The sequence below is a fragment of the Streptomyces sp. SS1-1 genome, from assembly GCF_008973465.1.
Classification (GTDB): domain Bacteria; phylum Actinomycetota; class Actinomycetes; order Streptomycetales; family Streptomycetaceae; genus Streptomyces.
Genome location: NZ_WBXN01000004.1, coordinates 781,586 through 807,955, shown reverse-complemented (window position 1 = coordinate 807,955; position 26,370 = coordinate 781,586). Strand labels below are relative to the sequence as shown.

Below are 26,370 nucleotides of genomic sequence, written 5' to 3'. Positions count from 1 at the left end.
TCCACTGCTACCGTCGGCCGGACGGCACCCGACCGGAAGGGGACAGCGGTGGCAGACGCCGGCAAGCGGGGGAGACGGGCCTACATCGGGTCGTTCACGGCCGCCGGAGGCGCGGGCATCAGCACGGCGGCCGTGGCCGCCGACAGCGGTGCGCTGACCGTGCTGAACGGCGTACGGGACGTCCCCGACCCCTCGTACCTCGCCCTCGCGCCCGGCGGGGAGACCCTCTACGCGGTCAGCGAGACCGCCGAGGGCGCCGTGGCCGCCTACCGGGTGACCGGCGACGCCCCCGAACGGATCGGCACCCCGGTGGCCCTGGACGCCAACGGCCCCACCTACCTCGCCCTGCACGACGGGTACGCCCTGACCGCCAACTACGGTTCCGGCAGCGTCACCGCCGTCCCCGTCCGCTCCGACGGCGCGCTCGCCGACGGCCCGCTCGCCGTGCTGCGGCACACCGGCTCCGGCCCGTACACGCCCCGCCAGCAGGGCCCGCACGCCCACCAGATCCAGCCGGACCCGAGCGGCCGCTGGATCGTCAGCGTCGACCTCGGCACCGACTCGGTGCGGGTGTGCACCCTCACCGACGGCGACCTCGCCCTGCACCGCGAGATCGCCCTGCGGCCCGGCTCCGGCCCCCGCCACCTGGCCTTCCACCCGCTGCGCCCGTACGCCTACGTCGCCAACGAACTGCGGCCGACCGTCACGGTCTGCCACTGGGACGGCGACGACGGCACCCTGAAGCCGCTCACGGAGCACGACGTGCTGGTGGACGCCCCGTCCGGCGACGCCTACCCCTCGGGCATCGCCGTCTCGCCCGACGGCCGCTTCGTCTGGGTCGCCACCCGAGGCGAGGACGTCCTGTCGGCCTTCGCCGTCGAGGACGAGGAGCTGCGGCTGGTCGGCACGGTCCCGTGCGCCGGACACTGGCCGCGCGCCCTCACCGAGGCCGACGGCGTCCTGTACGTCGCGAACGAGCGGTCCGGGGACGTGGCCTGGTTCTCCGTGGACCCGGACTCCGGGCTCCCGCGCCACGAGGGGTCCGTCGCGGTGCCCGCCGCCTCCTGCGTGGTCGTCGGCGAGGCTCCCGCCACGGCGTGACCGTACGGCGAAGGGCCCGCCCCCGGTAAGGGGAGCGGGCCCTTCGGCGTCCGTGCCTCGAGGGGCGGTCAGCGCACCGGGGTGCCCTGCGCCTGCTGCGGGGCGATGCCCAGCGCCGTCGTGTACTGCGACAGGGCCAGCTTGCCGATCGCCGGGTAGGCGCCGAGCGCCTCGGCGGCGGAGCAGCCCACCTCCCGCGCGGCCTCCTCGATCAGGGCCGCGTCGATCTCCGGGCCGATCAGGTAGGGGGCCAGGGCCAGCTGCTGCGAACCGGAGGACCGCAGCTGCTCGGCGACCGCCGAGATGGAGCCCTCCTGGTCCAGGGCCGCCGCCATGACCGGCACGGCGAGGCGCGCGGCGAGCAGCATGCCGGTGATACCGGCCGCCTGCACGGCCTCCTCACCGCCGACCGAGGCCAGGATGATGCCGTCCGCGGCCGTGGCCACGGTGAACAGGCGCGCCCGGTCGGCGCGGGCCAGACCGGCCTCCGACAGACGCACGTGCAGGGCCTCGGCGAGCAGCGGGTGCGGGCCGAGCACATCGGTCAGGTCGGCCGCGACACGGCTGTCCATCACGGCCTGGCGGATCACGCGCAGCAGCGCGCTGTCCGGACCGGCGAGCAGCGGCACGACCACGGCGACGGGGCCCTCGGGCTCCTTGGCCTCCACGCCCGCGGCGAGGGCCTGCTCGTAGCGGGCGGTGCGCTCCTCGGCGGCCTTCGTGAGCACGGACTGGAGCGTGGGGAACTCCCCGTCGTCACCGTCGACGTACCCGATGCGGGCGTCGAGACCGGGCAGCTCGGAGCGGGCGATGCTCACGACCTCCTCGGCGAGGCCGCGGGTGGCGGCACTCGGTGTGCCGGGCACCGCGAGGACGAGCGCGGGCGCGCCTTCGGGAGCCGCCAGGGGCTCGGGTCGGCGGTGCCGCCCGGGCTGGCGGGGTCGCGGCATTCGTACTGGCAGGCCGGACGCGGGTCCAGTGGGGGAGCTCATGGCGCCGCATGTTACTGGTTTCCTGGGCTCCCCTGTTCGGGGAGGGTGCAGGTGAGCGGTATCCGTCCGCTTTTGTCGGATTGAGTGACGTGAAGAGGGGTGCCGGGCGACGCCGGAAGATCACTCCTCGTCGCCCTCTGTCACGGCCGGGCCTCGGGTCACGGTGAGCATCGCCCCGTCACCGGGCAGCGTCAGCCGGCCCGTCAGCAGGTCGGTCGCCAGGCACACCGACCCGTGCAGAGGGTCCCCGGCGGCCGGCACGCGCCGCGCGTGCGGCAGCCGCCGCGCCAACTCCTCGTCCAGCGGCGTGAGCAGCGCGGCGCCCAGGTTCAACAGGCCACCGGTGAGCGCGAGCCGGGGTGTCCCGGACGGCGGGCAGACGGCCGCCGCCGAATCCGCGACATGGCCCGCCGCGGCCCGCAGCACCTCCCCGGCCACCGGGTCGCCGTCGGCCGCGCAGTCCGCCACCCGAGGGGCGAAGGAGGCGAGGACGGCCGCCCGGTCCGGACGCGGATACAGCGCGCCCGGCAACTCCCGCACCGGTCCGTACTGTTCCTCGGCGGCGGCCAGCAGCGCGGCGGAACCGCCGGAGCGCCCGTCGTGCGCGCGCAGCGCCGCCTCCAGCCCGGCCCGCCCGATCCAGGCGCCGCCGCCGCAGTCGCCGAGCAGATGTCCCCAGCCGTCGGCGCGGTGCCACGCCGTCAGGTCCGTGCCCACCGCGATCAGTCCCGTCCCGGCGGCGACGACGGCTCCGGGCCGGGAGCCGAGGGCGCCCACGTAGGCGGTGACCGCGTCGGCGGCCAGCGCGACCCGTCCGATGCCGAACTCCCGCTCCAGCGCGGCCGGCAGCTCGGCGCGCATCGCGTCCCCCAGGGAGGCGAGCCCCGCCGCCCCGACGGCGGCCGCGCCGAGCCCGCCGACACCGGCCTCGGCGGTCAAGGCCCGCACCATGGGCACCAGTTGGCCCATGAGATGGTCCGGGTCGAGCCCCCGGTCCCCGGTCCGCAGGGGCTCGCGCGACTCCCGCCGGGCGAGCACACCACGTCCGGGCTCACCGACGGCGACCCGCAGCCCGGAGCCGCCGGAGTCGACCGCCAGGAAGCCGGCCGGACCGCCCCCGGCGCCGGTCACGGCAGGCGCCAGTCCACCGGCTGGCCGCCCTGCTGGATCAGCAGGTCGTTGGCCCGGCTGAACGGGCGCGAGCCGAAGAATCCGCGGTCGGCCGACATCGGCGACGGGTGGGCCGACTCCACCGACGGCAGGGTCCCCAGCAGCGGACGGCAGTTACGGGCGTCGCGGCCCCACAGGATGGACACCAGCGGCTTGCCGCGCGCGGCGAGCGCCCGGATCGCCTGCTCGGTGACCTCCTCCCAGCCCTTGCCGCGATGGGCTCCCGGCTTGCGGGGGGCCGTGGTGAGCGCCCTGTTGAGCAGCAGCACCCCCTGCCGCGTCCACGGCGTCAGATCACCGTTGGACGGCTGCGGCAGCCCCAGGTCGGAACCGAGCTCCCGGTAGATGTTGATGAGGCTGCCGGGCAGCGGGCGCACCTCGGGGGCCACCGAGAAGGACAGGCCGACCGCGTGCCCCGGGGTCGGGTAGGGGTCCTGTCCGACGATCAGGACGCGCACCTCGTCGAACGGCTGCTGGAAGGCGCGCAGGACGTTCGGTCCGGCCGGCAGATAGGTCCGTCCCGCGGCGATCTCCGCGCGCAGGAAGTCGCCCATCGCGGCGATCCGGTCGGCGACTGGTTCGAGGGCCTTCGCCCAGCCCGGTTCGACGATTTCATGCAAGGGTCGTGGAGCCACGGGCGTCACCCTACTGCCGTACGGGCGGCGCCGATCAACCGGTGGCCCGGGCCGGCCGGTGAGCCGGGCGGGCTCATCCGATCACCGCCGCCCTGACACAGAGCACGTCCGGCAGGTGCGACGCCAACTGGCGCCAGGAGTCGCCGTCGTCGGCCGACGCGAACACCTCGCCGTTGCGGTTGCCGAAGTACACGCCCGCCGGGTCGGCGTCGTCCGTGCACAGCGCGTCCCGCAGCACCGTCCCGTAGTGGTCCTCCTGCGGCAGGCCCGCCGTCAGCGGCTCCCACGTCCCGCCCGAGTCCGCCGTACGGAAGACGCGGCAGCGGCGCTCCGCCGGGACCCGGTCGGAGTCGGCCTGGATCGGGTACACGTACGCCGTCCCGCCGCGCCGGGGGTGGGCGGCGGCCGCGAAGCCGAACGTGGACGGCAGGCCCTCGCCGATGTCCGTCCAGTGGCCGCCCGCGTCGTCGCTGCGGTACACACCCCAGTGGTTCTGGAGGTACAGGCAGTCGGCGTCCTCCGCGTCCTGCGCGACCTTGTGGACGCACTGGCCGAACTCCGGGTTCGGATCGGGAAGGAACACCGCCGAGACGCCCGAGTTCGACGGAGTCCAGCTCGCGCCGCCGTCGGTGGTGCGGAAGACGCCCGCCGTGGAGACGGCGACCGTCACCGTCTTCGGGTCGCGCCGGTCCGTGACCACCGTGTGCAGGCCCTCGCCCCCGCCGCCGGGCACCCACTTCGAGCGGGTCGGGTGCTCCCACAGCGGCCGGACGAGGTCGAAGGTCTCGCCCCGGTCCTCCGAGCGGTACAGCGCGGCCGGTTCGGTGCCCGCGTACACCACGTCCGGCTCGGCGGCGGCCGGATGCAGCTGCCACACCCGCTCCAGCGACGCCCCCGTCTCCTTGGGGAACCTCACCGCCGGCCGGGCCGGCTCGGTCCAGGTGCGGCCCAGGTCGTCCGAGTGGAACACGGACGGACCCCAGTGCGAACTGTCGCCGCCGACGAGAAGCCGGGTGCGCTCGCCCCGGGTGTCGACGGCGACGCTGTACACCGCCTGCGCGTTGAAGTACGGACTCTCGTCGAACTCCCAGGTCCCCCCTCGCCTCCGGCCGATGAACAGGCCCTTGCGTGTGCCCACTGCGAGCAGTACCTCGGTCATGCCGATCACCTCCGCGACGCCTTTGTCCCAGACACCCGTCAGTCTGCACCCCGCCACTGACAGTCACCCCCGAGCGGGGTGACACCGCAGGTCGGAGCGGCGATGACGGGTCCGGCGTGACGCGTCCCACGCCCGCGTCCGAGCCGGGGCGTGAGCATCCGCGCGCCCGGACCCGTATGGGAGGGGGCGGCCCGGCACGTCCGTGCCGTGCGTCCGTGCGCTCGTGAGGAGGAAGCCGCCGATGGCGTTCCGTGGTCGCAGGGTGTGGCTGTGGCGGTGGCGGCGCAATCCGCTCAAGCGCCGCGCCGACGCCGTCGAGTCCTGGGTCCTGCTCGCCGTGTGGGCGGGCATGGCCCTCGCCGGCGTCGCCACGGCCGTGACGACCTCGGACGGCGTGGAGCGGGGCATGGCCCGTGAACGGGCCGAGTGGCGACCGGTGGTGGCCGAGCTCGGCGAGGACGCGCCGGGCCGGGCCCGTCCGCGGTCGGGCGCCTCCGGCACCGAGCGCGTCTGGGCCGAGGTCCGCTGGAGCGCACGGGACGGCTCCCCGCGCACCGGGCAGGTCCGCGTCCGCCCCGGCAGCCCGGCCGGCACCCCGGTCACCGTGTGGACGGACCCGGAGGGGCACCTGGTCGGCCGCCCCGCCACCCCCGCCGAGGCGCATACGCGGGCCACGCTGGTCGGCGGCGTCGCGGGCCTGTGCGCCGCCGCCGTCCCGTTCGTCGCGGGCCGTGCCCTGCGCACCCGCCTGGAGAGCCACCGTATCGAGTGGTGGGGCCGGGAGTGGGCCCGCTTCGGCCCGTCCTGGGGCGGACGCGCCACCTGGTGACGACCCCGACGCCTGTCGCGAAGCGGGCCCATGAGGGCGCGGCCCTCAGACGCCGTCCGGCAGGGCCCGGGCCAGGATCGCGTCGACGTCCGCGCCGTCGGGCAGCGTCCCGAACGCGTACCCCCAGTCACCGCCGAGCCGGGTCGCGCAGAACGCGTCGGCGACCGCCGCCGGGGCGTGCCGGACCAGCAGGGAGGCCTGCAGGGTCAGGGCCATCCGCTCGACCAGACGCCGGGCCCCGGCCTCGGACCCCGCGGCCAGCTCGGCCTTCAGACGGCTGACGGAGGCGTCCAGGCGGGCATCCGCCCCGCGCGCGAGGGCGAGTTCGCCGAAGAGCACGGCTCAACGCCCGCAGCACGTCGAGGGCGTTGACGTTCCCGGAGCCCTCCCAGATCGACAACAGCGGCGCCTCCCGGTAGTGGCGGGGCATGCCCGACTCCTCGACGTAGCCGTTGCCGCCGAGGCACTCCAGGGCCTCCGCGGTGAACGCCGGTCCCCGCTTGGTCACCCAGTACTTGCCGACGGCGGTGGCGATCCGGCGGAACGCCGTCTCGGTGCCGGCCGTGCCGTCGGGGTCGTCGCCGCGCACCGACCGGTCCGCGGCCCCCGCGAGCCGCAGCGTCAGCGTCGTCGCGGCCTCCGACTCCAGCGCCAGGTCGGCCAGGACGTTGCGCATCAGCGGCTGGTCGATCAGCCGGGCCCCGAACGCGCTGCGGTGGCGCACATGGTGGCCCGCCTCGACCAGCGTCTTGCGCATCAGCGTCGCCGAGGACATCACGCAGTCCAGCCGGGTGCAGTTGACCATCTCGATGATGGTCTTGACGCCCCGCCCCTCGGGTCCGACGAGCCAGGCCACCGTCCCGTCGAACTCCGGTTCCGAGGACGCGTTGGAGCGGTTGCCGAGCTTGTCCTTCAGCCGCTGGATGCGGAACGTGTTGCGGGTGCCGTCCGGCAGGACGCGCGGCACCAGGAAGCAGGACAGGCCGCCGGGTGCCTGCGCCAGCACCAGGAAGACGTCGCACATCGGGGCCGACGTGAACCACTTGTGGCCGCGCAGCGTGTACACGCCCGGCTCGGCGGACGGCCACGCCGTCGTCGTGTTCGTCCGGACGTCGGAGCCGCCCTGCTTCTCCGTCATCCCCATGCCGGCGAGCAGGCCCCGCTTCTCCGTCGGCACGCGCAGGCCGGGGTCGTACTCCCGGCTGGTCAGCAGCGGCTCGTAGACCTTGGCCAGCTCCGGCTGGCGGCGCAGCACGGGGACGGCCGCGTACGTCATAGACGTCGGGCAGCCGTGCCCGGCGTCGGTCTGCCCCCACACCAGTCCGCCCGCGGTCCGGGCGACATGTGCGCCGGGCCGGTCGTCCGCCCAGGGCGCCCCCGCCAGTCCCTCGCCGACGGCGACCCGCAGCAGGTGGTGCCAGCTCGGGTGGAAGTCGACCTCGTCGACGCGGTGGCCGTACCGGTCGTGGGTGCGCAGCTCGGGCTCGTGGCGGTTGGCCAGCTCGCCCCACTCCTGCGCCTCGGCGCTCCCGGCCCGCACACCGAGTCGCCGGACGTCCTCCTCGGCCCAGCCGGCCCCCTCGCGCCGCAGCCCCTCCAGCAGCGCGGTGTCCAGCGACGCGTCGTACGGGGCCAGGGGAGGGGGCTGGTTGGTGACGTCGTGGGTGGCGTACGGCCCGGACCGGTCCTGCGGGTCCACGGGCTGCTCCTGCGCGGGTGTCGAGACCATGACGCCAGTGTTGCAGCATTCCTGCAGCCGCAGCAATACTGTAATACCCCGCGTCGGCACGTAAGGTACCCGGTCATGGGCGAGAACACGGCAGGGCGGGGTGAGGACGTGGCACTGCGCCCGCTGTCCGCCCGGTCGGTCGTCCTGAGCCTCCTGCTGGGCCTGCACCCCCCTGAGCTGCCCGTACGGGAACTGGTGCGCGCCGTCGAGCCGTTCGGCATCGCGGGCACCACACTGCGGGCGGCGCTCAGCCGCATGGTGGCCGCGGGCGACCTGCGCCGGGCGGACACCGTCTACGCCCTGAGCGACCGGCTCCTCGCACGGCAGCGCCGGCAGGACGACGCCGTCCACCCGGAGACGCTGACCTGGGACGACGACTGGGAGATGGTCGTGGTCACCGCGACCGGACGCGACCCGGCGGACCGCGCGGAACTGCGCGCCGAACTGACCCGGCTGCGCCTCGCGGAACTGCGGGAGGGCGTCTGGCTGCGCCCCGCCAATCTATGCCGCCCCCTGCCCGACGCCCTCGACGACGTCGCCCAGCGGTACCGCTCCCGGCCCGGGACGGCCCCCCGCGACCTGGCCGCCCGCCTCTGGGACCTGGACGCCTGGGCGGCCACGGGCCACGCCCTGCTCGGCCACGTCGCCCGCGCGCAGGACCCGGCCGCGCGCTTCACCGCCTTCGCGGCGGTCGTACGGCATCTGCTGGCCGACCCGGTGCTGCCACCCGGCCTCCTCCCGGACGACTGGCCGGGCGCCGAACTGCGGGCCGCCTACGCGGGATACCGGCGGGAGGTGGCCGGCGAGGCACGCGCGCGGGGCGACGGGCAGCCGCGCGAGGCGGCACGCGCGCGTACCGAGCGGAACGCCGGCCGCGCCGCGCGATAGGCGGGGCGGCCGGCGTTCCGCTCGGCGCCGGTCAGACCGACCGGTGGTACTGGTCGGGCACGTGCACGCCGGCGCCCAGCTCGCGGGCCGCGTGACGCGCCCAGGAGGGGTTGCGCAGCAGCTCACGGCCGAGGAGGACGGCGTCCGCCTCGCCGTTCGCGAGGATCTTCTCGGCCTGCTCGGTGTCGGTGATCAGCCCCACCGCCGCGACCGGCAGGGGAGTCTCGGCCTTGACCCGCGCGGCGAACGGCACCTGGTAGCCGGGACCGACGGGGATCCGGACGTCCGGGGCGTTGCCGCCGGTGGAGACGTCGAGCAGGTCGACGCCGTGGGCGTGCAGATCGGCGGCGAAGCGGACCGTGTCGTCGTCGGTCCAGCCGTCCTCGCCCAGCCAGTCGGTCGCCGAGATCCGGAAGAACACCGGCTTGTCGTCCGGCCACACCGCACGGACGGCGTCCACCACCTGCAGGGCGAGCCGGGTGCGGTTCTCGTAGGAACCGCCGTACTCGTCGGTGCGGCGGTTGGAGTGCGGGGAGAGGAACTCGTTGATCAGGTAGCCGTGCGCGCCGTGCACCTCGGCGACGTCGAAGCCGGCCGCCAGGGCGCGGCGCGCGGCGTCCTCGAAGTGCCGTACGACGTCCTGGATCTCGGCGACGGTCAGCTCGCTCGGCACCGGGGACTCCTCGGCGAAGGCGATCGCGCTGGGCGCCACCGGCTGCCAGCCGTACGCGTCCGCTCCCAGGGCCTTGCCGCCCTCCCAGGGGCGTCCGGTCGACGCCTTGCGCCCGGCGTGGGCGAGCTGGATGCCCGGCACGGTGCCCTGGGTCCGCAGGAAGTCGGTGATCCGGCGCAGCGCCGCGACCTGCCGGTCGTTCCAGATGCCCAGGTCGTACGGGGTGATCCGGCCGTCGGGGTGGACGGCGGTGGCCTCGGTGAGGATCAGGCCCGTGCCGCCGGTCGCGCGGGCGGCGTAGTGCGCGAAGTGCCAGTCCCCGGCGGCGCCCGTGTCGGGGCCCTCCGGCGCGGCCGAGTACTGGCACATGGGTGCCATCCACACGCGGTTGGGGATCGTCAGGTCGCGCAGGGCGTAGGGCTCGAAGAGCGCGCTCACGGCGGACTCCATTCGTCACGGGGCCGGTGGTCGACTCGTACGATAGGCATCGTAGTACGGGGGATGTCAAACTACGATGGCTCTCGTACAATGACGGGAACCGAGTGAGGGAAACCGCGTCAGGGGACCCGACGAACTGGAGCCGCCGTGACCACCCCCGCCGTCAGCAGCCGCGACCTGCCGCACCCGGCGCGCGAGGAGATCCGCCTCGAAGGCGTGCTGCACGCCCTGTCCGACCCGATGCGCCTGCGGATCGTGCGCGAGCTCGCGACCGTCGGCATGGAGCTGTCGTGCTCGCACTTCGACCTGCCCGTCACCAAGTCCACGACCACGCACCACTTCCGGGTGCTGCGCGAGAGCGGTGTGATCCGGCAGATCTACCGGGGCACGGCGAAGATGAACGGCCTGCGCGCGGACGACCTGGACGTCCTCTTCCCCGGCCTGCTCGACGCCCTCCTGGACGCGGCGGGGCGGCAGGCCGCGCGGCTCGGCGAGGGCCGCGCCTGAAGGGCTCTGATCCGCGCCTGAAGGTCCCTGCCGGTCGGTGAGGGTGTCGAGGGCATCGCCCTAACGACCCCCGCTCTGCGCGGCGTTCATCAGTGACCGCCAGTCCGGCAGCTTGACCGTGCCCCGGCCGAGGGAGGCGCCCAGCTCGGCCTCCGCCCGTTCGATCGCGCGCCAGCCCTCCCATCGCACCGGGTCGATCCCGGCCGCCCGCAGGGCCGTGACCGGCTCCTCGGGCACCGGCCCGCGCTCCAGCGCGGCGGCGTCGGCCAGCAGCGAGGCGACCGTCTCCTTCGCGCACGGCCGGTTGGTGCCGATGACCCCCGTCGGCCCGCGCTTGATCCAGCCGGCCACGTACTCGCCCGGCGCCACCGCCCCGTCACGCAGCACCCGGCCGGCGCGATGCGGCACCGTGCCGGTCGCCGGGTCGAACGGCAGCCCCTCCAGCGGCACTCCGCGATAGCCCACCGACCGCAGCACCAACTGGGCCTCCACGTCCTCGAACCGGCCGGTGCCCCGCACCCCGCCGGCCCCGTCGGGTGCCGTCCGCTCGAAGCGCACCGCGCCCACCCGGCCCTCGCGGGGCAGGAGTTCGACCGGACGCAGGAAGAAGCGCAGCCGGATGCGGTGGGGGGCGGCCCGCGCCGGGGCCTCGGCCCAGTCGCGCAGCACCTCCACGTTGCGGCGCCGCGGCGCGGGCAGAGAACCGGGATCCGCGCACGCCGGGTCCATGGCCAGCTCCCGCGGGTCCACACGGACCTCGGTGTCCGGCAGTGTGCCCAGTTCGCGCAGCTCCTTGGTGGTGAAGCGGGCCTGCGACGGGCCGCGCCGGCCGACCATGCTGATATCGGAGACCCGGCTCGCGGCGAGGGCGGTGAGCGCGGCGTGCGGGATGTCGGTGGGGCTGAGTTCGGCCGCGCCGCGCGCCAGCATGCGGGTCACGTCGACGGCGACGTTGCCGACGCCGATGACCACCGCCGAGCGCGCCCCGGTCAAGAACCCGTCGGTGGCGGCGTCGGGATGGGCGCTGTACCAGGACACGAACTCGGTCGCCGACCAGCTGCCCGGCAGATCCTCGCCCGCGATCCCGAGGCGCCGGTCGGTGGCGGCGCCCACGCAGTACACCACCGCGTGGTACAGCTCGCGCAGTTGTGCGACGGGCACGCCCTCCGGGCCGACCGGGACCCCGCCGAGGAACCGCACCCGCTCGTGCTCCAGCACCGAGCGCAGCGTGTCCTGCAGGGACTTGATCTTCTCGTGGTCCGGGGCGACCCCGTACCGCACCAGGCCGTACGGGCACGGCAGCCGGTCCAGGACGTCGACGAGCGCGCCGGGGTGCTGCTGGACGAGGCCCTGCGCGGTGTAGCACCCGCTGGGACCGGAACCGACGACGGCGATCCTGAGCACGGCGGAACTCCTCGGTCATGGAAGGTCGGGAGTCGCTCTCGACTCCAGCATCGCACCGCCGCCGCTCCGCTGACAGGGTGCTGTCCCACGCGCGGGGAGCGTGTTCGTTCGTTATGGAATGTGATCATGCGGTTACGTTGCGTGTGTGCTGGAAGCATCCTTTCTTAATCTTTCCGATCGTTGTGCGACAGACGGCACCGTGTCCGTGTGGCCCGCGTGGGAAGTGCGGGACGGCGCCGGAGCCACCTCGTGGCTGGGTGTCCGGTTGGAGTTCGGTGACGGCGCACACGTGGACGCGGTCGCCGTGGTCGGCGACGGCGGCGTCTACCTGGAGGACGTCCGGGCCGTACCGGCGCTCTCGCTGGACGACCTCGCGGCGCTCGCCGACTGGATCGAGGATCCGCTCTCCGAGGCGTGCGGCGTCACGGGCCGCGGGCCCGACGGCTCCCCGGCGAGCCGGGCGCGCCCGGAGTGGCCGCTCGGCGTCGAGGGGCAGTGGCTGGTCGCGCGGGAGTACCTCAACGCCCAGGAACGGGGCGCCGACCCCGTTCTCGCCGTGATGGGCGCGACCGGGCACAGCCGGCGCCGGTCGCTGCGGCTCATCGGGCAGGCGCGCGACGCGGGCTTCCTGCCCCCGCGCCGCGCGCGCCGCTGACACGCGTCGGCGGCGCGCTCCCTCAGAGCAGGTCCCGCATCCGGGAGATCTCCGTCGTCTGCTGCGCGACGACGTCGTCCGCCATCTCCTCGACCTGGATGTTGTTGCCCTGCGCCTTCACGTCCGTGGCCATGGTGATCGCCCCGTCGTGATGGGTGATCATCAGCGTCAGGAACAGCTCGTCGAACGCCTTCCCGCGCGCGGCCCGCAACGTGGCGAGCTGGGCGTCGGTCGCCATGCCGGGCATCGGCGTGTGCGCGTGCTCGTGGCCCTCGGCCCGCGTGTCCTTGCCGTGGGTCTTCAGCCAGCCCTTCATCGCGTCGATCTCGGGACCCTGCGCGGCGGCGATCCGCGCGGCGAGCTTCTTCACCTTCGCTGACTCGGCGCGCTTCGGCACGAGTTCGGTCATCACCAGGGCCTGCTCATGGTGCTGGATCATCATGCGCGCGTAGTCGACGTCCGCGGAGTTGGGGGAGTCGTCCTCGGCGCGCTGCCGGGCGGCCTCCTCGGCGGACAGCACCTTGTTCGGTTCACCCGGTTCACCAGGCACGATCACCGAAGGCCCGCTGTACGCGGGCGACTTGGCGTCGGTGCCGGAGTCGCAGCCGGCGAGCACGGCCACGAGGGCGGCCGCGGCCAGGGCGACGCGGGCCCGGCGCGATGAAGTCGGTGTCACATGTGCCTGGTCCCCTTTTGATATGGGCATGACTGCGACGATACTCGGGCGTGCGTGAACCGTTCCAGTGAACGGCACGAGGGAGGAAAACAGTGATCCTGTTCAGAGATCCCCGAACCCGCCGCAGACACCTGGGAGTCGTGGCCGTCGCCGCCGGACTCCTGGGCGCGCTGCTCACCGCACAGCCGGCGACCGCGACCCCCGACCCCGGGGACGGGCCCGCCCAGGAGCAGAAGGTCTCCGACAGCACGCGGGCCGAGGTGCGCGAGGCGCTCAAGAACGGCAAGGCGCCCGGCCCCGACGACATCGTGCGCTCCGCCAACATCCGGCACCTGGCGAACGTCCCCAAGGACGCCCTCCAGGGCCTCAACTCCGACCTCGCCTTCCAGGGCAAGTACGCCTTCGCGGGCAACTACGACGGCTTCCGCATCTTCGACATCAGCAACCCGAAGGCCCCGAAGACCGTCGCGCAGGTCCTGTGCCCCGGCTCGCAGAACGACATCTCCGTCTCCGGCGACCTCCTCTTCCTGTCCACCGACTCCTCGCGCAGCGACAGCAGTTGCAACAGCACCACCCAGCCCGCCACCGAGAAGTCGTCGTGGGAGGGCATGAAGGTCTTCGACATCAAGGACAAGCGCAACCCGAAGTACGTGGCCGCCGTCGAGACCGCGTGCGGCTCGCACACCCACACGCTCGTTCCCGAGCGCAAGAACGTCTACATCTACGTCTCCTCGTACTCGCCCGACGCCTCCTACCCGGACTGCCGGCCGCCGCACGACGGCATCTCCGTGATCAAGGTGCCGCGCAACGCACCGCAGAAGGCGGCGGTCATCGACTTCCCGGTGCTCTTCCCCGGTGAAGGCCCCGACGGTGGCGGCAACCCCGGCATCCCGGGCCGTGTCAGCAAGACCACGGGCTGCCACGACCTCACGGTCCTGCCGTCCGAGGACCTGGCGGCCGGCGCCTGCATGGGCGACGGCATCCTGATGTCGATCAAGAACCCGGAGCGCCCGAAGGTCATCGACCAGGTCCGGGACGACGTGAACTTCGCGTTCTGGCACTCGGCGACCTTCAACCAGAAGGCGAACAAGGTCGTCTTCACCGACGAGCTCGGCGGCGGCGGCGCGGCCACCTGCAACGCGGAGATCGGGCCGAACCGCGGGGCCGACGGCATCTACGACATCGTTGGCAAGGGCGACAAGCGCAAGCTCGTCTTCCGCAGCTACTTCAAGATCCCCCGGCACCAGGCGGACACCGAGAACTGCGTGGCGCACAACGGCTCCCTGATCCCCGTCAAGGGCAAGGACATCATGGTCCAGGCCTGGTACCAGGGCGGCCTCTCGGTCTGGGACTTCACCGACTCCAAGCGCCCGAAGGAGATCGCCTACTTCGACCGCGGCCCCCTGACCACGGACACCCTGCAGGTCGCGGGCTCGTGGTCGGCGTACTACTACAACGGCTACATCTACTCGAACGAGATCGCGCGCGGCCTCGACGTCCTGAAGCTGGACGACCGCCGCACGGACCCGGCCCGCCGCGTCCACCTGCGTGAACTCAACGTCCAGACCCAGCCCGACTACTTCGACTGACCCTCGGCGCGGCCGGGGTCGCCCCCGGTAGCGAAGAACCGCGACAGATCCTGGTCGCACGTCCCGCCGGAAGCGGCTCCCGCGTCCGGCGGGACACCCATCTCCCAGTCCAGCCGGTAGCGCTTGAACAGCTCCGCCCGCAGCACCGGAACCGGCATCGGCACCCCGGGCACCAGGGCCGCGAACACCGCGCCCATCAGCAGGGCCCGCAGCATCGGATAGTCCGCGTCGACGTCCCGCGAGCCGTACCGCTCACAGGTCTCCCGCAGCAGCTCCGCCAGCCGCCGCTGCTCCGGGCACTGCACGAAGCCCTCCGCCTGCAGGATGCCCGCCATGTGCTGACGCATCAGCACCGGCCGGTCCGTCGCCAGGCCGAGGACGGCGTCGATGGCACGGGCCAGCCGCTCCCGGCCGTCCTCGGTACGGGGCTCGCGCTCCAGCGCCTCCTCCAGCGTCCGGTGCATCAGCCGGTGCACGGCCGACTGCACCAACTGCCGCTTGCCGGGGAAGTAGTACGACACCAGCCCGCGCGCCGAGCCGGCCCGGTCCGCGATGTCGCCCAGGGTGGTCGCGTCGAACCCGCGCTCACCGACCAGCTCCACCGCCGCCTGCAGAAGCCGCTCCCGGGAACGCCGCCGCAACTCTTCATTGACCGAGGCGCTGCGCGGGGACATCCTGTAACTCCTGCGTTGACTGGCTGCCAGCCAACTATACTCAGCACGTCCCGTCCGGCGCCGCCGTGCCCGGCCGGGCCATGTCGTCCGCCCTGGGCGACGCGGGGGATCGTCCAGGGCGGGCTAGGCACTGTCCGTGTTCGAGGACCGCGTCGCCCGAGTCGGGTGCGGAGTGCGTCTCAGCCCACGAGGTCGAGTACCGGCAGCAGGGCGTCCGGGCGCTCGGTCGTCGGGAGATGGTCCACGAAGTGCACCGTGCAGCCCAGGGCCGCCGCCCCACCGTCCGCACGCCGGCTGTCACCGACCATGACGACGTCCCGGGGATCGGCGCCGAGCGCCTCGCAGGCCACCGTGAACAGACGGCGATCCGGCTTCTGGACACCGTGCTCGAAGGACAGGACGTAGGCATCGATATAGGGGTCGAGTCCATGGGCCCGGAACACCGGGCGCAGATCCCAGCCGATGTTGCTGACCACCGCGACGCCCACTCCGCGATCGCGCAGCGCCCGCAGCACGTCGCCCGCGTCCGGGTAGGGCGCCCAGGCGGCCGGGGTCATGTGCCGGTCGTACAGCAGGTCGTGCAGCCGCTCGTCCGGCAGCGGCACCTGCCGGGAGAGGCCGGTGTACGCGGCCCGGTGCAGCTCCTCGCTCGTGTCGCGCGCGCCCCACACGCTGGCGACCTCCTCGGGGAGCCAGGAGGGCGGGGCCCCGCCGGGCAGCGCGCCCATCTCCTCCAGGGCCCGCGCCGCCTCCAGCAGCTCGTCCTCGGGAGGTCCCGGCGGGCCTCGGCGAGCGTGCCGCGCAGCCATGACTCGGTGGACTCGACGCGGAAGAGCGTCCCGGAGAAGTCGAACAGCACTGCGGTCATGGGGGTGAGCGTAGGTGGCCTGCTGGTGCGGTGAGACGAGTTCGCGCCAGGGGGTGGGCGGTGCCGGGGGAAGTCAGGTGTGCGCCTCGTCGGCCGGCTCCGCCCAGTCTCGTGTCCGGCGCAGGTCCACCCCCACCGCCAGCGCCACCACCAGGGCGCCCAGCAGCCAGCCCCCCAGCACGTCCGACGTCCAGTGGACGCCTAGCCAGATCCGGGTCAGGCCGACGCCGGTCACGGACACGGCCGCCACGGCGACCGCCGTGTGCCAGAGGGGCCCGGCCACCCCGTACCGGTGCAGGAGCCACAGCAGAAGGCCGCAGACGACCGTCGCCGTCATCGCGTGCCCGGACGGGTAGGCGGCGAAGTGGGCGGAGTCCACGGGGTCGGGCCAGGTGGGGCGGGGCCGGTCGACGGCGGCCTTCAGTGTCTGCTGGACCAGTGTGGCCAGCGCACATGTGACCACCAGCCATATGGCCGTCCAGCGGGCGGCCCGGCGCCACACCAGCCAGATCGCGGCCACGAAGGTCACGAACCGCATCGTCCACGGGTCCCACACCCAGTCCGTCAGGATGCGGACGACATGCGTCAGCCCCGGTTCGTCGACGGCCCAGCGGTGCGTGGTGTCCGCGACGGAGCCGTCGAACGCCATGAGCGGGTGCCAGCGGAGGGCGACCAGGGCGAGCAGCAGCGCCGAGGCGAGGGCGAGCGCACCCGCCCAGCCGGACACCGCGCGCTCGGCACTCGGGCGGGGCGGGGACGCGACGGACGGGGTGGGCATGCGGGGATCCTCGCCGACTCGTGGGGCGGACTCCAGCATCCGGGGTGGCGTCCACGGCACGCGCCGCGGGCGATCCCGGCCGCCCCAGGATGAACACCGTGGCCACCGCATACCCCCGGTGGCCCGGCGTACCCGTGCCGTTCCGTCCGGGCACCCGACAGCGCGCTCAGAGGGTCAGCAGCATCGCCAGCATGGCGATCCCCATGGACAGCCGGCAGGCGCGCGCCAGTTCCGGGCGATCGCCCCAGCCGACGCCCGGCCCGCCCGCCGTGACCGGCACCAGCCGGACGCCGGACAGCAGCACATAGCCCGTGAAGTAGGCGAGCAGCACACCCGTCAGCAGCGGGACACCCGCGTCGCCGTGCCCGCCGTGGCCACCCCCTGGCGCGGCGGCCATCACCAGGGACATGTAGACCATGGCCACGGCCCCCACGAGGTGGTGCAGATGGTGTCCGCCGGCCCGCGCCGACCACAGGGCGTGCAGGGCCGCGGCGCCGAACACGGCCGCGTAGCCGGGCCAGGTCCAGGCGGGAGGCGTGAAGACCGCGGCGGGCACCGCCATCGCGGCCATCCCGAACCCCATCAGCGCCTCACCACCCGCGGCCCGGCGCTGCTCCTCGACGGTGCTGCGCATCCGCAGCAGACAGTAGGCGCCGGTGATCGCACACAGCGCGACCAGCAGCCAGCCGGGCGAAGCCGGTCCGTGCACGCGCACCTCCCCGCTCGACGGTCCGGACAGTGCGTCGATGCCCGGGCCGGACGGGGGCCACGCGGGCGCAGAGGTGTACACGGGGAGCGTTCGGCGGAGCACCCGCATTTGATTCACGAGTAAAACACTCGCTAAAGTAATGAAGTGAGTAGTCGAATTCCGCTTCCGGTCGCCGGAGCACTGCGTCTCGGCCGGCCCCCGGAGATCTGGTTCAAGCCCGCCCTGAGCGTGGTCGCCGCCGTCGCCCCGCCCAACCTCACCCTGGTGGCGCTGGGCCGGCTCGACCTGGCGGTGTACACGATGGCCGGATCCCTGTGCGCGCTGTACGCCCACAACCGCCCCTACGCCGCCCGGGCCCGCACCCTGGCGTGGGTGCTGCTCGGCATGCTCGCCGGCCTCGCCGCCGCCCTGGTCGCCTCCTCGCTGACCGACGACGCCGTCGTGCTCGTCACCGTCGGCGCCGTGCTGGCCGCCGTCCAGAAGGTGCTGTGCGACGCCACCAGGATCGGCCCGCCCGGCCACGTCATCCTCACGTTCGTCAGCACCGCCGCCCTGTTCGGGCCCCAGACCCTCGGTCAGGTCCCCGGGCACCTCGCCCTGGGGGCCGCCGCCGGCGCCTGGTCCTGGCTGGTCGGCATGGCACCCGGCCTGCTCCGCCCCCACGGGCCGGAACGCCGGGCCACCGGGGCGGCGCTCCGCGCCGCCGCCACGTACGCGGAGTCCCGCGACGACCACGACCGTGCCCTCGCCGCCACCGCTCTGACGACCGCCCGGCACGCCCTGGCCGGCGCCGGCCGCGCCACCGACGCCCGGCGCGCCCTGAGCCGTCTCGTGGACCGCGCGGATCTCGCCCTCGCGGCCCCCGCCGACGCCGACCCGGACCTGCTGCGCGACTGGGCCCACCAGGTGCGCGGCACCCGGCCCGTGCCCCTGGTCGACGACCGCACGCTCCTCCGGGGCGAACCCGTCGTACGGGACCCGCTGTGGGCCCGAGTCCGCCCGCTGGGCCGGATCGCCGCACGCACCGCCCTGGGCTGCGCGTTCGCCGGGTACGCCTCCCTGGCGCTCGGGGTCGGCCGCCCGTACTGGGCGCTGGTGACCGCCGCCTCCCTCTACCAGGCCAGCTTCACGCTCACCTGGGGCCGGGGGATCCAGCGCGTCGTCGGCAACCTCCTCGGCGTCCTCCTCTTCGCCGCCCTCGTCCCCGTCGCGCACCTCGGCGGCCTCGCCCTCGTCCTGTGCTGCGTCGCCCTGAACTTCGGCGCCGAGGCCCTGATCGGCCGCAACTACTGGCTCGGCAGCGTGTGCGTGACGCCGATGGCCCTGCTGATCACCGAGTTCGCCGGACTCCAGGACCCCGGGCGCCTGATCGGCGAGCGGGTGCTCGACACCCTCGTCGGCGCGCTCGTCGGACTCCTCGCCGCCGTGGCCGTCCCGGACCGCGCCGGCGCGCGGGTCGTGCGGAGGGCGCGCGAGGCACCCCGTACGCTCGCCGGGACGGGACACCGCGAGGGCCCGCACCACGACCAGCGCACGGACAGCGACACGACGGAGGGCGTACGGCCATGACGGGGACGAACGGCGGGCCGACCGGGACGCGACAGGACACGGTGGCCGCCGTGGTCCGCCAGTGGCGGACCGTGCACCCCGGACTCGACACCGCCCCCATGGAGATCATCGGCCGGATCAACCGCTGTTCCGCCCTGCTCCAGCAGGCCGAGGACGCGCCGCTGCGGCGGGCCGGTCTGAGCCGGGCCGAGTTCGACCTGCTGGGCGCGCTGCGCCGCACCGGCCATGAGCTCACCCCCAGCGAGGTCGCCCGCGAGACCTTCTCCTCCGGGGCCGCCGTCACCAAGCGCCTCAAGGCGCTCACCGAGCGTGGACTGGTCGAGCGGCGCGGCGACACCCGCGACCGCCGGGTCGCCCACGTCCGCCTCACCGACGCCGGCCGGGACCTCGTGGACGGCATCCTGCCCGAGCAGCTCGCCTACGAGACGGCGGTCCTGGCCGACCTCGACGCGGACGGCCGGCAGGAACTGGCGTCCCTCCTCGGTGACCTGCTCACCCGCCTGGAGGGCCGCCTCGGCGGCCTGCGGGCCTGACCGGCGTCAGATGCCGGGCCGGTACCGCAGCGGATGCTCCGCCGGAATCTCGACCAGCACGATCGGCAGGCCGTCCGGGTCGGCGATCCACATCTCGATCAGGCCCCACGGCTCACGCCGGGGCGGCCGGACGATCTCGACGCCCTTCGCCACCAGCTCCTCGTGCGCCGCCGTCACGTCCTCGACCTGCATCCACAGCCGCACGGCCGCGGAGGGCGGCTCCTCGGAACGGCCGGAGACCTCCAGGAAGCCCCCGCCCAGGAAGTAGACGGTCCCGCGCTCGGCACCCGTCCCGAACTCCCGGTACACGGCGAGGCCCAGCTGCTCGCCGTAGAAGACCCGGGACCGCTCGGGGTCGGTGGGACGGAGGAGAGTACGGCCGCTGAGTACATGCACCATGAAGCCGCACCCTAGTGGCGGGTTACGCTCTGCGGTGCACCACCGCGCCCGAGATGGGGGAGAACGCACCATGAACACCGCCGCGCCCGACGCCCGTGCCGGACTCGTCTTCCGTGACGCCACCGACGCCGACGTGGACACGCTGGTCGCGCTGATCGAGTCGGCGTACCGGGGGGACTCCAGCCGCGCCGGCTGGACGACCGAGGCCGACATCCTCGAGGGGCAGCGCACCGACGCCGAGGGGGTGCGGGAGGTCCTGAGGACGCCCGACAGCCGGCTGCTCACCGTCGAGCGCGACGGCCGCCTCGTGGCCTGCTGCCACCTGGAGCACCGCGGGACCTACGCCTACTTCGGGATGTTCGCGGTGAGCCCGGAGCTGCAGGGCGCCGGACTCGGCAAGGTGATCATCGCGGAGGCGGAGCGGCAGGCCCGGCTGACCTGGGGCGTCACCGAGATGCACATGACGGTGATCTCGGTGCGCGAGGAGCTGATCGCCTGGTACGAGCGGCGCGGCTACCGCCGTACGGGCCGGATGACGCCGTTCCCGTACGGCGACGAGCGCTTCGGCGTGCCGCGGCGCGACGACCTCCGGTTCGAGCTGCTGGTCAAGGAGCTCGACGAGGCGGAGGGAGCCCCGGCGGGGCCGGCTACGCGGTGAAGCGGCCGGTGCGCTTGATCTCCGGGTAGTCGGTGGTCGCACCGTCCAGCTCCAGGGCCCGCACGAGCCGGAGATGGTCCTGTGTGTTGACGACCCAGCCGATGATCCTGAGGTCGGCCTTACGGGCGTGCTCGACCACCTCGAGGGTGAGGCGCCGGATGTTCAGGCAGACCGTCGCCGCGCCCACGGCCACGGCACGGTCCACGACGTCGGTGCCGTAGCGGCTGGCGATCAGCGCCGTGCGCACTCCGGGGACCAGGCGGGCGATCTCCGCGACGGCGTCGTCGTGGAACGAGGACACCTCGACGCGCGAGACGAGGTCGCGCCGGTTGATCACCTCGGCGAGCGCCCGGGCGGCGGCGACGTCCTTGATCTCGGCCTGGAGCGGCGTCCGTACCGCGTCCAGCACCTCGTCGAACACCGGCACGCGCTCGCCGCGGCCCGCGTCCAGGGTGCGCAGCTCGGCGAGGGTCTTGTCGGCGATGGCGCCGCTTCCGTCGGTCGTGCGGTCCACGTCGGTGTCGTGCATGACGACGAGGGCGCCGTCCTTGCTCAGGTGGAGGTCGAGTTCGATGACGTCGAGGCCGGCCTGCTGGGCGGCGACGAAGGAACGGAGGGTGTTCTCGGGTTCGAGACCCATGACTCCGCGGTGACCGATGGTAAGGAAGTTCAAGACTCAACTCGCTTCCGTCGACGGCGGCTCGGCGCGGCGAACCGGAGGGCACTGTTCGCGTGGCAGCCCGCAGCCTAATGGCCGCCGCGCGTGATGAACCCCACATGTGCGCGGGGTTCGCGCTGCGTGACATGGCACGGCTGGCACGCACGGCTCCCGGCGGTCACCCTGGGGTGGGCGAGTCTCGTGGGGATTGACCGTGGCTCCCTGGGTAGGAGGTGCGTATGCCCACCCGACGGCGTCCGAATCGCGTTGCCCGCGTCCGGCAGGAAAAAGTTCGGTGACCTAGGGGGAGCGCAGGATAATTTCCCGAGCCTCCTCTTGCTGGGAGGAACCTCGTATGTATACGGTCTCTTTACGCGAGGTTCTCCCGTGGAGGATGGGACATGACGGAAATTCTTGTGCAGGCGGCTTCGGGGGACCAGGTTTCTCCCGTGACCAGGGTGGTGGAGCACCCGGCATGGCCCGTGCTCAAGGATGCCGTGGAGCGGATCCGGCCATGGCAGTCCAAGGACGGGTCGATCGACTTCTCGGCCGAGGGCGCGCCCGGGCGCGGTGACGCCGAGGCCGCCGTACGGCGTGTCGTCGAGGCCGTCGAGGCGCTCTCCCCGCTCCTGCCGCACGACGACGCCTACCACCAGGCCCTGGTGAAGGACCTGACCCGCTGGGCCGAGGACGGCTTCGGGATACCGGACTTCCTCGACTCGCTGCTGGCCTTCCAGCCCGCCGCCAACCGCGCCGACGGCCTCCAGCACCTGGTCGTCTTCCCGATGTACACGCAGAACGGCAACCCCGACCGCAACCTCGAGGCGGTCGTCCTGCGCATGGTCTGGCCGGACTGGCTGGCCGAGCTGGAGCGCACCCGCTACGACAACCCGCTGTTCTGCGGCATCAAGTTCGAGGACTTCACCGCGGGCTACGACACCAACTCCGCGGTCCTCTTCCCGGAGACGATCGCTGTGCGCGAGGCGCCCGAGCGCTTCACCTGGGGCGGCATCTTCTGCGACCGCGAGGCCGCCCGCTTCCGCCGCGTCACCGACGCCGCCGTCGGCATCCTGGGCCTGGAGCTGCCCGAGGACATCGCCGCGATGGTCCACGACCAGAAGCGCTGCGAAGAGGCGTTCGTCCTGTGGGACATGGTCCACGACCGCACCCACAGCCACGGCGACCTGCCGTTCGACCCGTTCATGATCAAGCAGCGCCAGCCGTTCTGGATGTACGGCCTGGAGGAGCTGCGCTGCGACCTGACCGCCTTCAAGGAGGCCGTCAAGCTCCAGGCGGACGGCGTCCCGCAGGCCCGTGACGTGCAGTACGCCGTGCTGTTCGACCGCATGTTCCGCTTCCCGGTCACCGGTGAGCGGGTGCGCAACTACGACGGCCTCGGCGGCCAGCTGCTCTTCGCCTACCTGCACAAGCACGACGTGGTCCGCTGGACCGACAACAAGCTGCACATCGACTGGGACCGCGCCCCGCAGGTCACCAACCAGCTGTGCGCCGAGATCGAGAAGCTGTACCGCGACGGCATCGACCGCCCGAAGCTCGTCCACTGGTTCGCCGGCTACGAGCTCGTCTCGACCTACCTGGCCCCGCACCCGGGATCCAAGTGGGCCAAGGGCCCCGACGCCCTCGACCTGAGCCAGCCGCCCCGCAAACTCGTCGATGACGTGCTTCCGGACGAGTTTCCGCTGAGCATGTTCTATGAGGCCCTGTCCAAGAAGCTCAAGAACGTGATCGCCTCCACCCGGGGCATCACCGCGGACGACGCCGAGCGGATCGCCGCGTGAGCGACCGGGACACAGGCGACACGGCTCAGGCTGCCCAGGAGGCGAGGCGCATGGTGGGGAACGGTGCACTCAACGGTGCGGTGATCGCGGTGGCCGGAGCGGGCGGACCCGCCGGCCGGGCGGCGCTGCGGCGGCTCGCCGAGGCGGGCGCCACCGTCGTCGGCGCGGACAACGACCCCGAGCGCCTCGCCGAGGCCGTCGACGCGGCGCGCTACGCCTCCGGCGGGGCGACCGTGACCGGGGAGACGGTCGACCTGCTCGACCTGGACTCCACCCGTGACTGGGCGCTGCGCACCGAGAAGGAGTTCGGGCGCGTCGACGGGCTCGTCCACCTCGTCGGCGGCTGGCGCGGCAGCGAGACCTTCATCAAGACCAGCCTCGACGACTGGGACTTCCTGGAGCTGCTGCTGATCCGCACCGTGCAGCACACCTCGCTCGCCTTCTTCGAGGCGCTCCAGCGCAGCGACCGGGGGCGTTACGTGCTGATCAGCGCGGCCGGCGCCACCAAGCCGACCGCGGGCAACGCCTCGTACGCCGCCGCCAAGGCCGCCGCCGAGGCGTGGACGCTCGCGCTGGCCGACGCCTTCCGCAAGGCGGGGGGCGCCGAGGGCCCGACATCGGCGGCTGCCATCCTGGTGGTGAAGGCGCTGGTGCACGACGCGATGCGCGCCGACCGCCCCAACGCGAAGTTCGCGGGCTTCACGGACGTCCACGACCTGGCCGACGCGGTCGTGGGTGTCTGGGACCAGTCCGCCGCCGAAGTGAACGGAAAGCGCCTGTGGCTGACCGAGAAGCCGTGAACCCTCCGGAGACCGACGCCCGCCGTCATCACGACCCGGACGTCCGCGGCTTCGCCAGCGACAACTACGCCGGCGCCCACCCCGAGGTGCTCGCCGCCCTGGCCCTGGCCAACGGCGGGCACCAGGTGGCGTACGGCGAGGACGCCTACACCGAGAACCTCCAGCAGGTCGTCCGGGGGCACTTCGGTGCCACGGCGGAGGCGTTCCCGGTGTTCAACGGCACCGGTGCCAACGTCGTCGCCCTCCAGGCGGTCACCGACCGCTGGGGCGCGGTGATCTGCGCGGAGAGCGCCCACATCAACGTCGACGAGTGCGGGGCTCCCGAGCGGGTCGGCGGACTGAAGCTGCTCACGGTGCCCACCCCGGACGGCAAGCTCACCCCCGAGCTGATCGACCGGCAGGCGTACGGCTGGGACGACGAGCACCGGGCGATGCCCCAGGTCGTCTCGATCACCCAGAGCACCGAGCTCGGCACCCTCTACACCCCGGACGAGATCCGGGCGATCTGCGAGCACGCCCACGCGCACGGCATGACGGTGCACCTGGACGGCTCCCGGATAGCCAACGCCGCCGCCTCGCTGGACGTGCCCATGCGGACGTTCACCAACGCCGTCGGCGTCGACCTCCTCTCCCTCGGCGGCACCAAGAACGGTGCCGTCTTCGGTGAGGCCGTCGTCGTCATCAACCCCGACGCCGTCCGGCACATGAAGCATCTGCGCAAGCTGTCGATGCAGCTGGCGTCCAAGATGCGGTTCGTGTCGGTGCAGTTGGAGGCGCTGCTCGCCAAGGACCTGTGGCTGCGCAACGCCCGCCACTCCAACGAGATGGCCCAGCGGCTCGCGGAGGGCGTACGCGCCGTCCACGGCGTGGACATCCTGTATCCCGTGCAGGCGAACGCCGTCTTCGCGCGGCTCCCGCACGACGTGGCGGAGCGGCTGCAGAAGAAGTTCCGCTTCTACTTCTGGGACGAGTCGGCCGGCGTCGTGCGCTGGATGTGCTCCTTCGACACGCGTGAGGACGACGTCGACGCGTTCGTCGCGGCACTCAAGGAGGAGATGGCCCGCTAGGGCTCACTCAGGCAGAAAAAGGCCGGCGTCTTCACGACGCCGGCCTTTCCATGTACGGGACGGCCGTCCTAGCCCGCGGCGCTCTCCGCCGCGCGGACCTGCTCCGGGGTGGGCGCGGTGCCGCCGAGGTGGGCCGGCATCCACCAGGTGTCGTTCGCGTCCTTGGGGCGGACCGGGTAGGCGCGCTGGGCGGCCTCCAGCAGCTCCTGGACGCGCTCGCGCAGCTGGCGCGTGATGGCGCCGGCGTACTTCTCGCGGGACGCCTCGATGGCCTCGCCGACCCGGATGGTGATCGGGATGTGGCTGCGCTTGAAGTTGCGCGGGTGGCCCTTGGTCCACAGCCGCTGGGTGCCCCAGACGGCCATCGGGATCAGGGGCACGCCGGCCTCCTGGGCCAGCCGGGCGGCGCCCGACTTGAAGCTCTTCAGCGTGAACGACTGCGAGATGGTGGCCTCCGGGAAGACCCCGACGACCTCGCCGGACCGCAGCGAGTCCAGCGCGTGCGCGAAGGCCGCCTCACCCTGCTTGCGGTCCACGGGGATGTGCTTCATGCCCCGCATCAGGGGACCGGAGATCCGGTGCCGGAACACCGACTCCTTGGCCATGAAGCGCACGAGCCGCTTCTGGGGGAGCGCCGCCAGGCCGTTGAAGACGAAGTCCAGGTAGCTGATGTGGTTGCTCACCAGCACGGCACCGCCCGAGCGCGGAATGTTCTCCGACCCCTTGCAGTCGATCTTGAGGTCCCACACCTTGAACAGTGTCTGGGCGAAACCGACGACAGGACGGTAGACAAGCTCTGCCATGGACGGGGTGGACCCTTCCTTCAGTGCCTGGGAAGGAAGCTCCCAGAGTTAAGTTACGCAGCCGTAGGTTTACGGCTTGTCGCCGATCGTGCCCGAAGAACGGCCGACGGCCAAGCCCAAGTGCCCGGAAGCCGCGAGATCCTCGTCACGTCCACCCCATGATCGACCTCGTGCTTTTGATCGTTCTTTACCCGGCACGCACCGCCAGCCGCCGTATGAGCAGGTACATCTCGCACCCCAGGCAGTACCCGAAGACGGCGTTCAGGAACGCGGCCGCCAGCGCCGCGCCGGTGGCCGCCAGGCCCAGCCACTCCGGCCCCAGCGCGTAGCCGACGAGCCCGAGGGCCGCGAAGACGAGCCCGACCGCCTGGGCGAAGCGCGGCGGCTCCGGCGCCTCGAAGGCGGTCGGCGGCCCGAGCCGCGGCCGCACCACCCGGCGGAAGAGCACCCCGTACGGCGAACGCCCCACCCCGCCCGCGGCGCCGAGCGCGAACGCCAGCGTCTGCCAGGCCAGCAGCCAGGCGCTCCCGGTGATCAGGACGACCGCCAGCACCACGGTCGTCACGGCCGCCCCGAAGCGCGGCCCTCTCACGTCGATGTCCATGAATCA

26 protein-coding genes and 2 pseudogenes are annotated in these 26,370 nt (G+C 73.2%); 12 read left to right on the top strand and 16 right to left on the bottom strand.

Annotated features, from left to right (window positions below; all coding sequences use genetic code 11):
- Nucleotides 1-48 precede the first annotated feature (48 nt).
- On the top strand, nt 49-1,101 hold the full coding sequence (locus F8R89_RS04685) for a lactonase family protein (RefSeq protein ID WP_151782764.1): 1,053 nt from the start codon (nt 49-51) through the stop codon (nt 1,099-1,101).
- A gap of 68 nt (nt 1,102-1,169) precedes the next feature.
- Here F8R89_RS04685 and F8R89_RS04680 read toward each other — a convergent pair whose 3' ends face one another.
- The 4 genes from F8R89_RS04680 to F8R89_RS04665 form a co-directional block, all read right to left on the bottom strand.
- Nucleotides 1,170-2,093 carry a sirohydrochlorin chelatase gene (locus F8R89_RS04680; protein WP_151782763.1) on the bottom strand — a complete coding sequence of 308 codons (924 nt, stop codon included), beginning with the start codon at nt 2,091-2,093 and terminating at the stop codon, nt 1,170-1,172.
- A 120-nt stretch (nt 2,094-2,213) separates the two neighbouring features.
- Nucleotides 2,214-3,224 (bottom strand): N-acetylglucosamine kinase, encoded by a 1,011-nt coding sequence (locus tag F8R89_RS04675; RefSeq protein WP_151782762.1) that lies wholly within the window; start codon nt 3,222-3,224, stop codon nt 2,214-2,216.
- Nucleotides 3,221-3,898 (bottom strand): uracil-DNA glycosylase, encoded by a 678-nt coding sequence (locus F8R89_RS04670; RefSeq protein WP_151782761.1) that lies wholly within the window; start codon nt 3,896-3,898, stop codon nt 3,221-3,223. Before F8R89_RS04670 ends, F8R89_RS04675 begins: the two co-directional genes overlap by 4 nt.
- 73 nt (nt 3,899-3,971) lie before the next feature.
- On the bottom strand, nt 3,972-5,114 hold the full coding sequence (locus F8R89_RS04665) for a WD40/YVTN/BNR-like repeat-containing protein (RefSeq protein WP_151782760.1): 1,143 nt from the start codon (nt 5,112-5,114) through the stop codon (nt 3,972-3,974).
- Between the two features lie 184 nt (nt 5,115-5,298).
- On the opposite strand from F8R89_RS04665, the gene F8R89_RS04660 reads away from it, so the two are divergent.
- The gene (locus F8R89_RS04660) at nt 5,299-5,886 is read left to right on the top strand and encodes a hypothetical protein (RefSeq protein WP_151782759.1); all 588 of its coding nucleotides are present in this window, start codon (nt 5,299-5,301) and stop codon (nt 5,884-5,886) included.
- A 45-nt stretch (nt 5,887-5,931) separates the two neighbouring features.
- On the opposite strand, the pseudogene F8R89_RS04655 reads toward F8R89_RS04660, so the two are convergent.
- Nucleotides 5,932-7,615: pseudogene (locus F8R89_RS04655) on the bottom strand (DNA alkylation response protein).
- Nucleotides 7,616-7,690: 75 nt separating this feature from the next.
- Here F8R89_RS04655 and F8R89_RS04650 point away from each other — a divergent pair.
- Nucleotides 7,691-8,503: a PaaX family transcriptional regulator C-terminal domain-containing protein gene (locus F8R89_RS04650; protein ID WP_151782758.1), complete on the top strand. Its 813-nt coding sequence runs from the start codon at nt 7,691-7,693 to the stop codon at nt 8,501-8,503.
- 31 nt (nt 8,504-8,534) lie between these two features.
- Here the strand turns inward: F8R89_RS04650 and F8R89_RS04645 are convergent, their stop codons facing one another.
- Nucleotides 8,535-9,614: an NADH:flavin oxidoreductase/NADH oxidase gene (locus tag F8R89_RS04645; protein WP_151782757.1), complete on the bottom strand. Its 1,080-nt coding sequence runs from the start codon at nt 9,612-9,614 to the stop codon at nt 8,535-8,537.
- A 147-nt stretch (nt 9,615-9,761) separates the two neighbouring features.
- On the opposite strand from F8R89_RS04645, the gene F8R89_RS04640 reads away from it, so the two are divergent.
- Nucleotides 9,762-10,121, top strand: coding sequence for an ArsR/SmtB family transcription factor (locus F8R89_RS04640; RefSeq protein ID WP_151782756.1), 360 nt, complete (start codon nt 9,762-9,764; stop codon nt 10,119-10,121).
- A gap of 60 nt (nt 10,122-10,181) precedes the next feature.
- Here the strand turns inward: F8R89_RS04640 and F8R89_RS04635 are convergent, their stop codons facing one another.
- The gene (locus F8R89_RS04635) at nt 10,182-11,525 is read right to left on the bottom strand and encodes an NADP oxidoreductase (RefSeq protein WP_151782755.1); all 1,344 of its coding nucleotides are present in this window, start codon (nt 11,523-11,525) and stop codon (nt 10,182-10,184) included.
- Nucleotides 11,526-11,724: 199 nt separating this feature from the next.
- Between F8R89_RS04635 and F8R89_RS04630 the strand changes: the two genes are divergently transcribed.
- The gene (locus F8R89_RS04630) at nt 11,725-12,180 is read left to right on the top strand and encodes a DUF6214 family protein (protein WP_151782754.1); all 456 of its coding nucleotides are present in this window, start codon (nt 11,725-11,727) and stop codon (nt 12,178-12,180) included.
- 22 nt (nt 12,181-12,202) lie between these two features.
- Here the strand turns inward: F8R89_RS04630 and F8R89_RS04625 are convergent, their stop codons facing one another.
- Nucleotides 12,203-12,886 carry a DUF305 domain-containing protein gene (locus F8R89_RS04625; RefSeq protein ID WP_151782753.1) on the bottom strand — a complete coding sequence of 228 codons (684 nt, stop codon included), beginning with the start codon at nt 12,884-12,886 and terminating at the stop codon, nt 12,203-12,205.
- Between the two features lie 62 nt (nt 12,887-12,948).
- On the opposite strand from F8R89_RS04625, the gene F8R89_RS04620 reads away from it, so the two are divergent.
- A complete protein-coding gene (locus tag F8R89_RS04620; RefSeq protein WP_151782752.1) occupies nt 12,949-14,445 on the top strand; it encodes an LVIVD repeat-containing protein in 1,497 nt (498 codons plus the stop codon).
- Here the strand turns inward: F8R89_RS04620 and F8R89_RS04615 are convergent.
- From F8R89_RS04615 to F8R89_RS04600, 4 genes and pseudogenes are all read right to left on the bottom strand, one after another.
- Nucleotides 14,433-15,119, bottom strand: coding sequence for a TetR/AcrR family transcriptional regulator (locus tag F8R89_RS04615; RefSeq protein WP_151782751.1), 687 nt, complete (start codon nt 15,117-15,119; stop codon nt 14,433-14,435). The two genes, F8R89_RS04620 and F8R89_RS04615, sit on opposite strands and share 13 nt — an antisense overlap.
- A gap of 179 nt (nt 15,120-15,298) precedes the next feature.
- Nucleotides 15,299-15,987 (bottom strand): annotated as a pseudogene (locus F8R89_RS04610) (HAD family hydrolase).
- Nucleotides 15,988-16,060: 73 nt separating this feature from the next.
- Nucleotides 16,061-16,765, bottom strand: a complete 705-nt coding sequence (locus F8R89_RS04605) for a phosphatase PAP2 family protein (RefSeq protein ID WP_151782750.1) — start codon at nt 16,763-16,765, stop codon at nt 16,061-16,063.
- A 166-nt stretch (nt 16,766-16,931) separates the two neighbouring features.
- A complete protein-coding gene (locus F8R89_RS04600) occupies nt 16,932-17,474 on the bottom strand; it encodes a DUF5134 domain-containing protein (protein ID WP_151782749.1) in 543 nt (180 codons plus the stop codon).
- A gap of 144 nt (nt 17,475-17,618) precedes the next feature.
- On the opposite strand from F8R89_RS04600, the gene F8R89_RS04595 reads away from it, so the two are divergent.
- Together F8R89_RS04595 and F8R89_RS04590 are read left to right on the top strand one after the other, a co-directional pair.
- The gene (locus F8R89_RS04595) at nt 17,619-19,043 is read left to right on the top strand and encodes an FUSC family protein (RefSeq protein WP_151782748.1); all 1,425 of its coding nucleotides are present in this window, start codon (nt 17,619-17,621) and stop codon (nt 19,041-19,043) included.
- Nucleotides 19,040-19,576 carry a MarR family winged helix-turn-helix transcriptional regulator gene (locus tag F8R89_RS04590; protein ID WP_151782747.1) on the top strand — a complete coding sequence of 179 codons (537 nt, stop codon included), beginning with the start codon at nt 19,040-19,042 and terminating at the stop codon, nt 19,574-19,576. Before F8R89_RS04595 ends, F8R89_RS04590 begins: the two co-directional genes overlap by 4 nt.
- 6 nt (nt 19,577-19,582) lie before the next feature.
- Here the strand turns inward: F8R89_RS04590 and F8R89_RS04585 are convergent, their stop codons facing one another.
- The gene (locus tag F8R89_RS04585) at nt 19,583-19,975 is read right to left on the bottom strand and encodes a VOC family protein (RefSeq protein ID WP_151782746.1); all 393 of its coding nucleotides are present in this window, start codon (nt 19,973-19,975) and stop codon (nt 19,583-19,585) included.
- 70 nt (nt 19,976-20,045) lie between these two features.
- Here F8R89_RS04585 and F8R89_RS04580 point away from each other — a divergent pair, with 70 nt between their 5' ends.
- A complete protein-coding gene (locus F8R89_RS04580; protein ID WP_151782745.1) occupies nt 20,046-20,633 on the top strand; it encodes a GNAT family N-acetyltransferase in 588 nt (195 codons plus the stop codon).
- Here F8R89_RS04580 and F8R89_RS04575 read toward each other — a convergent pair.
- On the bottom strand, nt 20,623-21,306 hold the full coding sequence (locus F8R89_RS04575) for a glycerophosphodiester phosphodiesterase (RefSeq protein WP_151782744.1): 684 nt from the start codon (nt 21,304-21,306) through the stop codon (nt 20,623-20,625). The genes F8R89_RS04580 and F8R89_RS04575 overlap by 11 nt on opposite strands.
- A 386-nt stretch (nt 21,307-21,692) precedes the next feature.
- On the opposite strand from F8R89_RS04575, the gene F8R89_RS04570 reads away from it, so the two are divergent.
- Genes F8R89_RS04570 through F8R89_RS04560 form a run of 3 tightly spaced genes read left to right on the top strand, consistent with a single transcriptional unit; the run spans nt 21,693 to nt 24,957 of the window.
- Nucleotides 21,693-23,090, top strand: coding sequence for a DUF6421 family protein (locus tag F8R89_RS04570; protein ID WP_151782743.1), 1,398 nt, complete (start codon nt 21,693-21,695; stop codon nt 23,088-23,090).
- A 50-nt stretch (nt 23,091-23,140) separates the two neighbouring features.
- Nucleotides 23,141-23,890 (top strand): SDR family NAD(P)-dependent oxidoreductase, encoded by a 750-nt coding sequence (locus F8R89_RS04565; RefSeq protein ID WP_151782742.1) that lies wholly within the window; start codon nt 23,141-23,143, stop codon nt 23,888-23,890.
- Complete coding sequence (locus tag F8R89_RS04560) at nt 23,887-24,957, top strand: threonine aldolase family protein (RefSeq protein WP_151782741.1); 1,071 nt, start codon at nt 23,887-23,889, stop codon at nt 24,955-24,957. Before F8R89_RS04565 ends, F8R89_RS04560 begins: the two co-directional genes overlap by 4 nt.
- 68 nt (nt 24,958-25,025) lie before the next feature.
- Here F8R89_RS04560 and F8R89_RS04555 read toward each other — a convergent pair whose 3' ends face one another.
- Together F8R89_RS04555 and F8R89_RS04550 are read right to left on the bottom strand one after the other, a co-directional pair.
- On the bottom strand, nt 25,026-25,760 hold the full coding sequence (locus tag F8R89_RS04555) for a lysophospholipid acyltransferase family protein (RefSeq protein WP_151782740.1): 735 nt from the start codon (nt 25,758-25,760) through the stop codon (nt 25,026-25,028).
- 187 nt (nt 25,761-25,947) lie between these two features.
- On the bottom strand, nt 25,948-26,364 hold the full coding sequence (locus F8R89_RS04550; protein ID WP_151782739.1) for a DUF4395 domain-containing protein: 417 nt from the start codon (nt 26,362-26,364) through the stop codon (nt 25,948-25,950).
- Between the last annotated feature and the right edge of the window lie 6 nt (nt 26,365-26,370).

Excerpts from the sequence above, each read along its gene's own strand:
- F8R89_RS04625 (WP_151782753.1), bottom strand. The coding sequence starts at position 12,886 with ATGCCCATATCAAAAGGGGACCAGGCACATGTGACACCGACTTCATCG.
- F8R89_RS04555 (WP_151782740.1), bottom strand. The coding sequence starts at position 25,760 with ATGGCAGAGCTTGTCTACCGTCCTGTCGTCGGTTTCGCCCAGACACTG.
- F8R89_RS04650 (WP_151782758.1), top strand. The coding sequence starts at position 7,691 with ATGGGCGAGAACACGGCAGGGCGGGGTGAGGACGTGGCACTGCGCCCG.
- F8R89_RS04660 (WP_151782759.1), top strand. The coding sequence starts at position 5,299 with ATGGCGTTCCGTGGTCGCAGGGTGTGGCTGTGGCGGTGGCGGCGCAAT.
- F8R89_RS04580 (WP_151782745.1), top strand. The coding sequence starts at position 20,046 with ATGAACACCGCCGCGCCCGACGCCCGTGCCGGACTCGTCTTCCGTGAC.
- F8R89_RS04570 (WP_151782743.1), top strand. The coding sequence starts at position 21,693 with ATGACGGAAATTCTTGTGCAGGCGGCTTCGGGGGACCAGGTTTCTCCC.
- F8R89_RS04590 (WP_151782747.1), top strand. The coding sequence starts at position 19,040 with ATGACGGGGACGAACGGCGGGCCGACCGGGACGCGACAGGACACGGTG.
- F8R89_RS04615 (WP_151782751.1), bottom strand. The coding sequence starts at position 15,119 with ATGTCCCCGCGCAGCGCCTCGGTCAATGAAGAGTTGCGGCGGCGTTCC.
- F8R89_RS04605 (WP_151782750.1), bottom strand. The coding sequence starts at position 16,765 with ATGCCCACCCCGTCCGTCGCGTCCCCGCCCCGCCCGAGTGCCGAGCGC.
- F8R89_RS04585 (WP_151782746.1), bottom strand. The coding sequence starts at position 19,975 with ATGGTGCATGTACTCAGCGGCCGTACTCTCCTCCGTCCCACCGACCCC.
- F8R89_RS04550 (WP_151782739.1), bottom strand. The coding sequence starts at position 26,364 with ATGGACATCGACGTGAGAGGGCCGCGCTTCGGGGCGGCCGTGACGACC.
- F8R89_RS04565 (WP_151782742.1), top strand. The coding sequence starts at position 23,141 with ATGGTGGGGAACGGTGCACTCAACGGTGCGGTGATCGCGGTGGCCGGA.
- F8R89_RS04680 (WP_151782763.1), bottom strand. The coding sequence starts at position 2,093 with ATGAGCTCCCCCACTGGACCCGCGTCCGGCCTGCCAGTACGAATGCCG.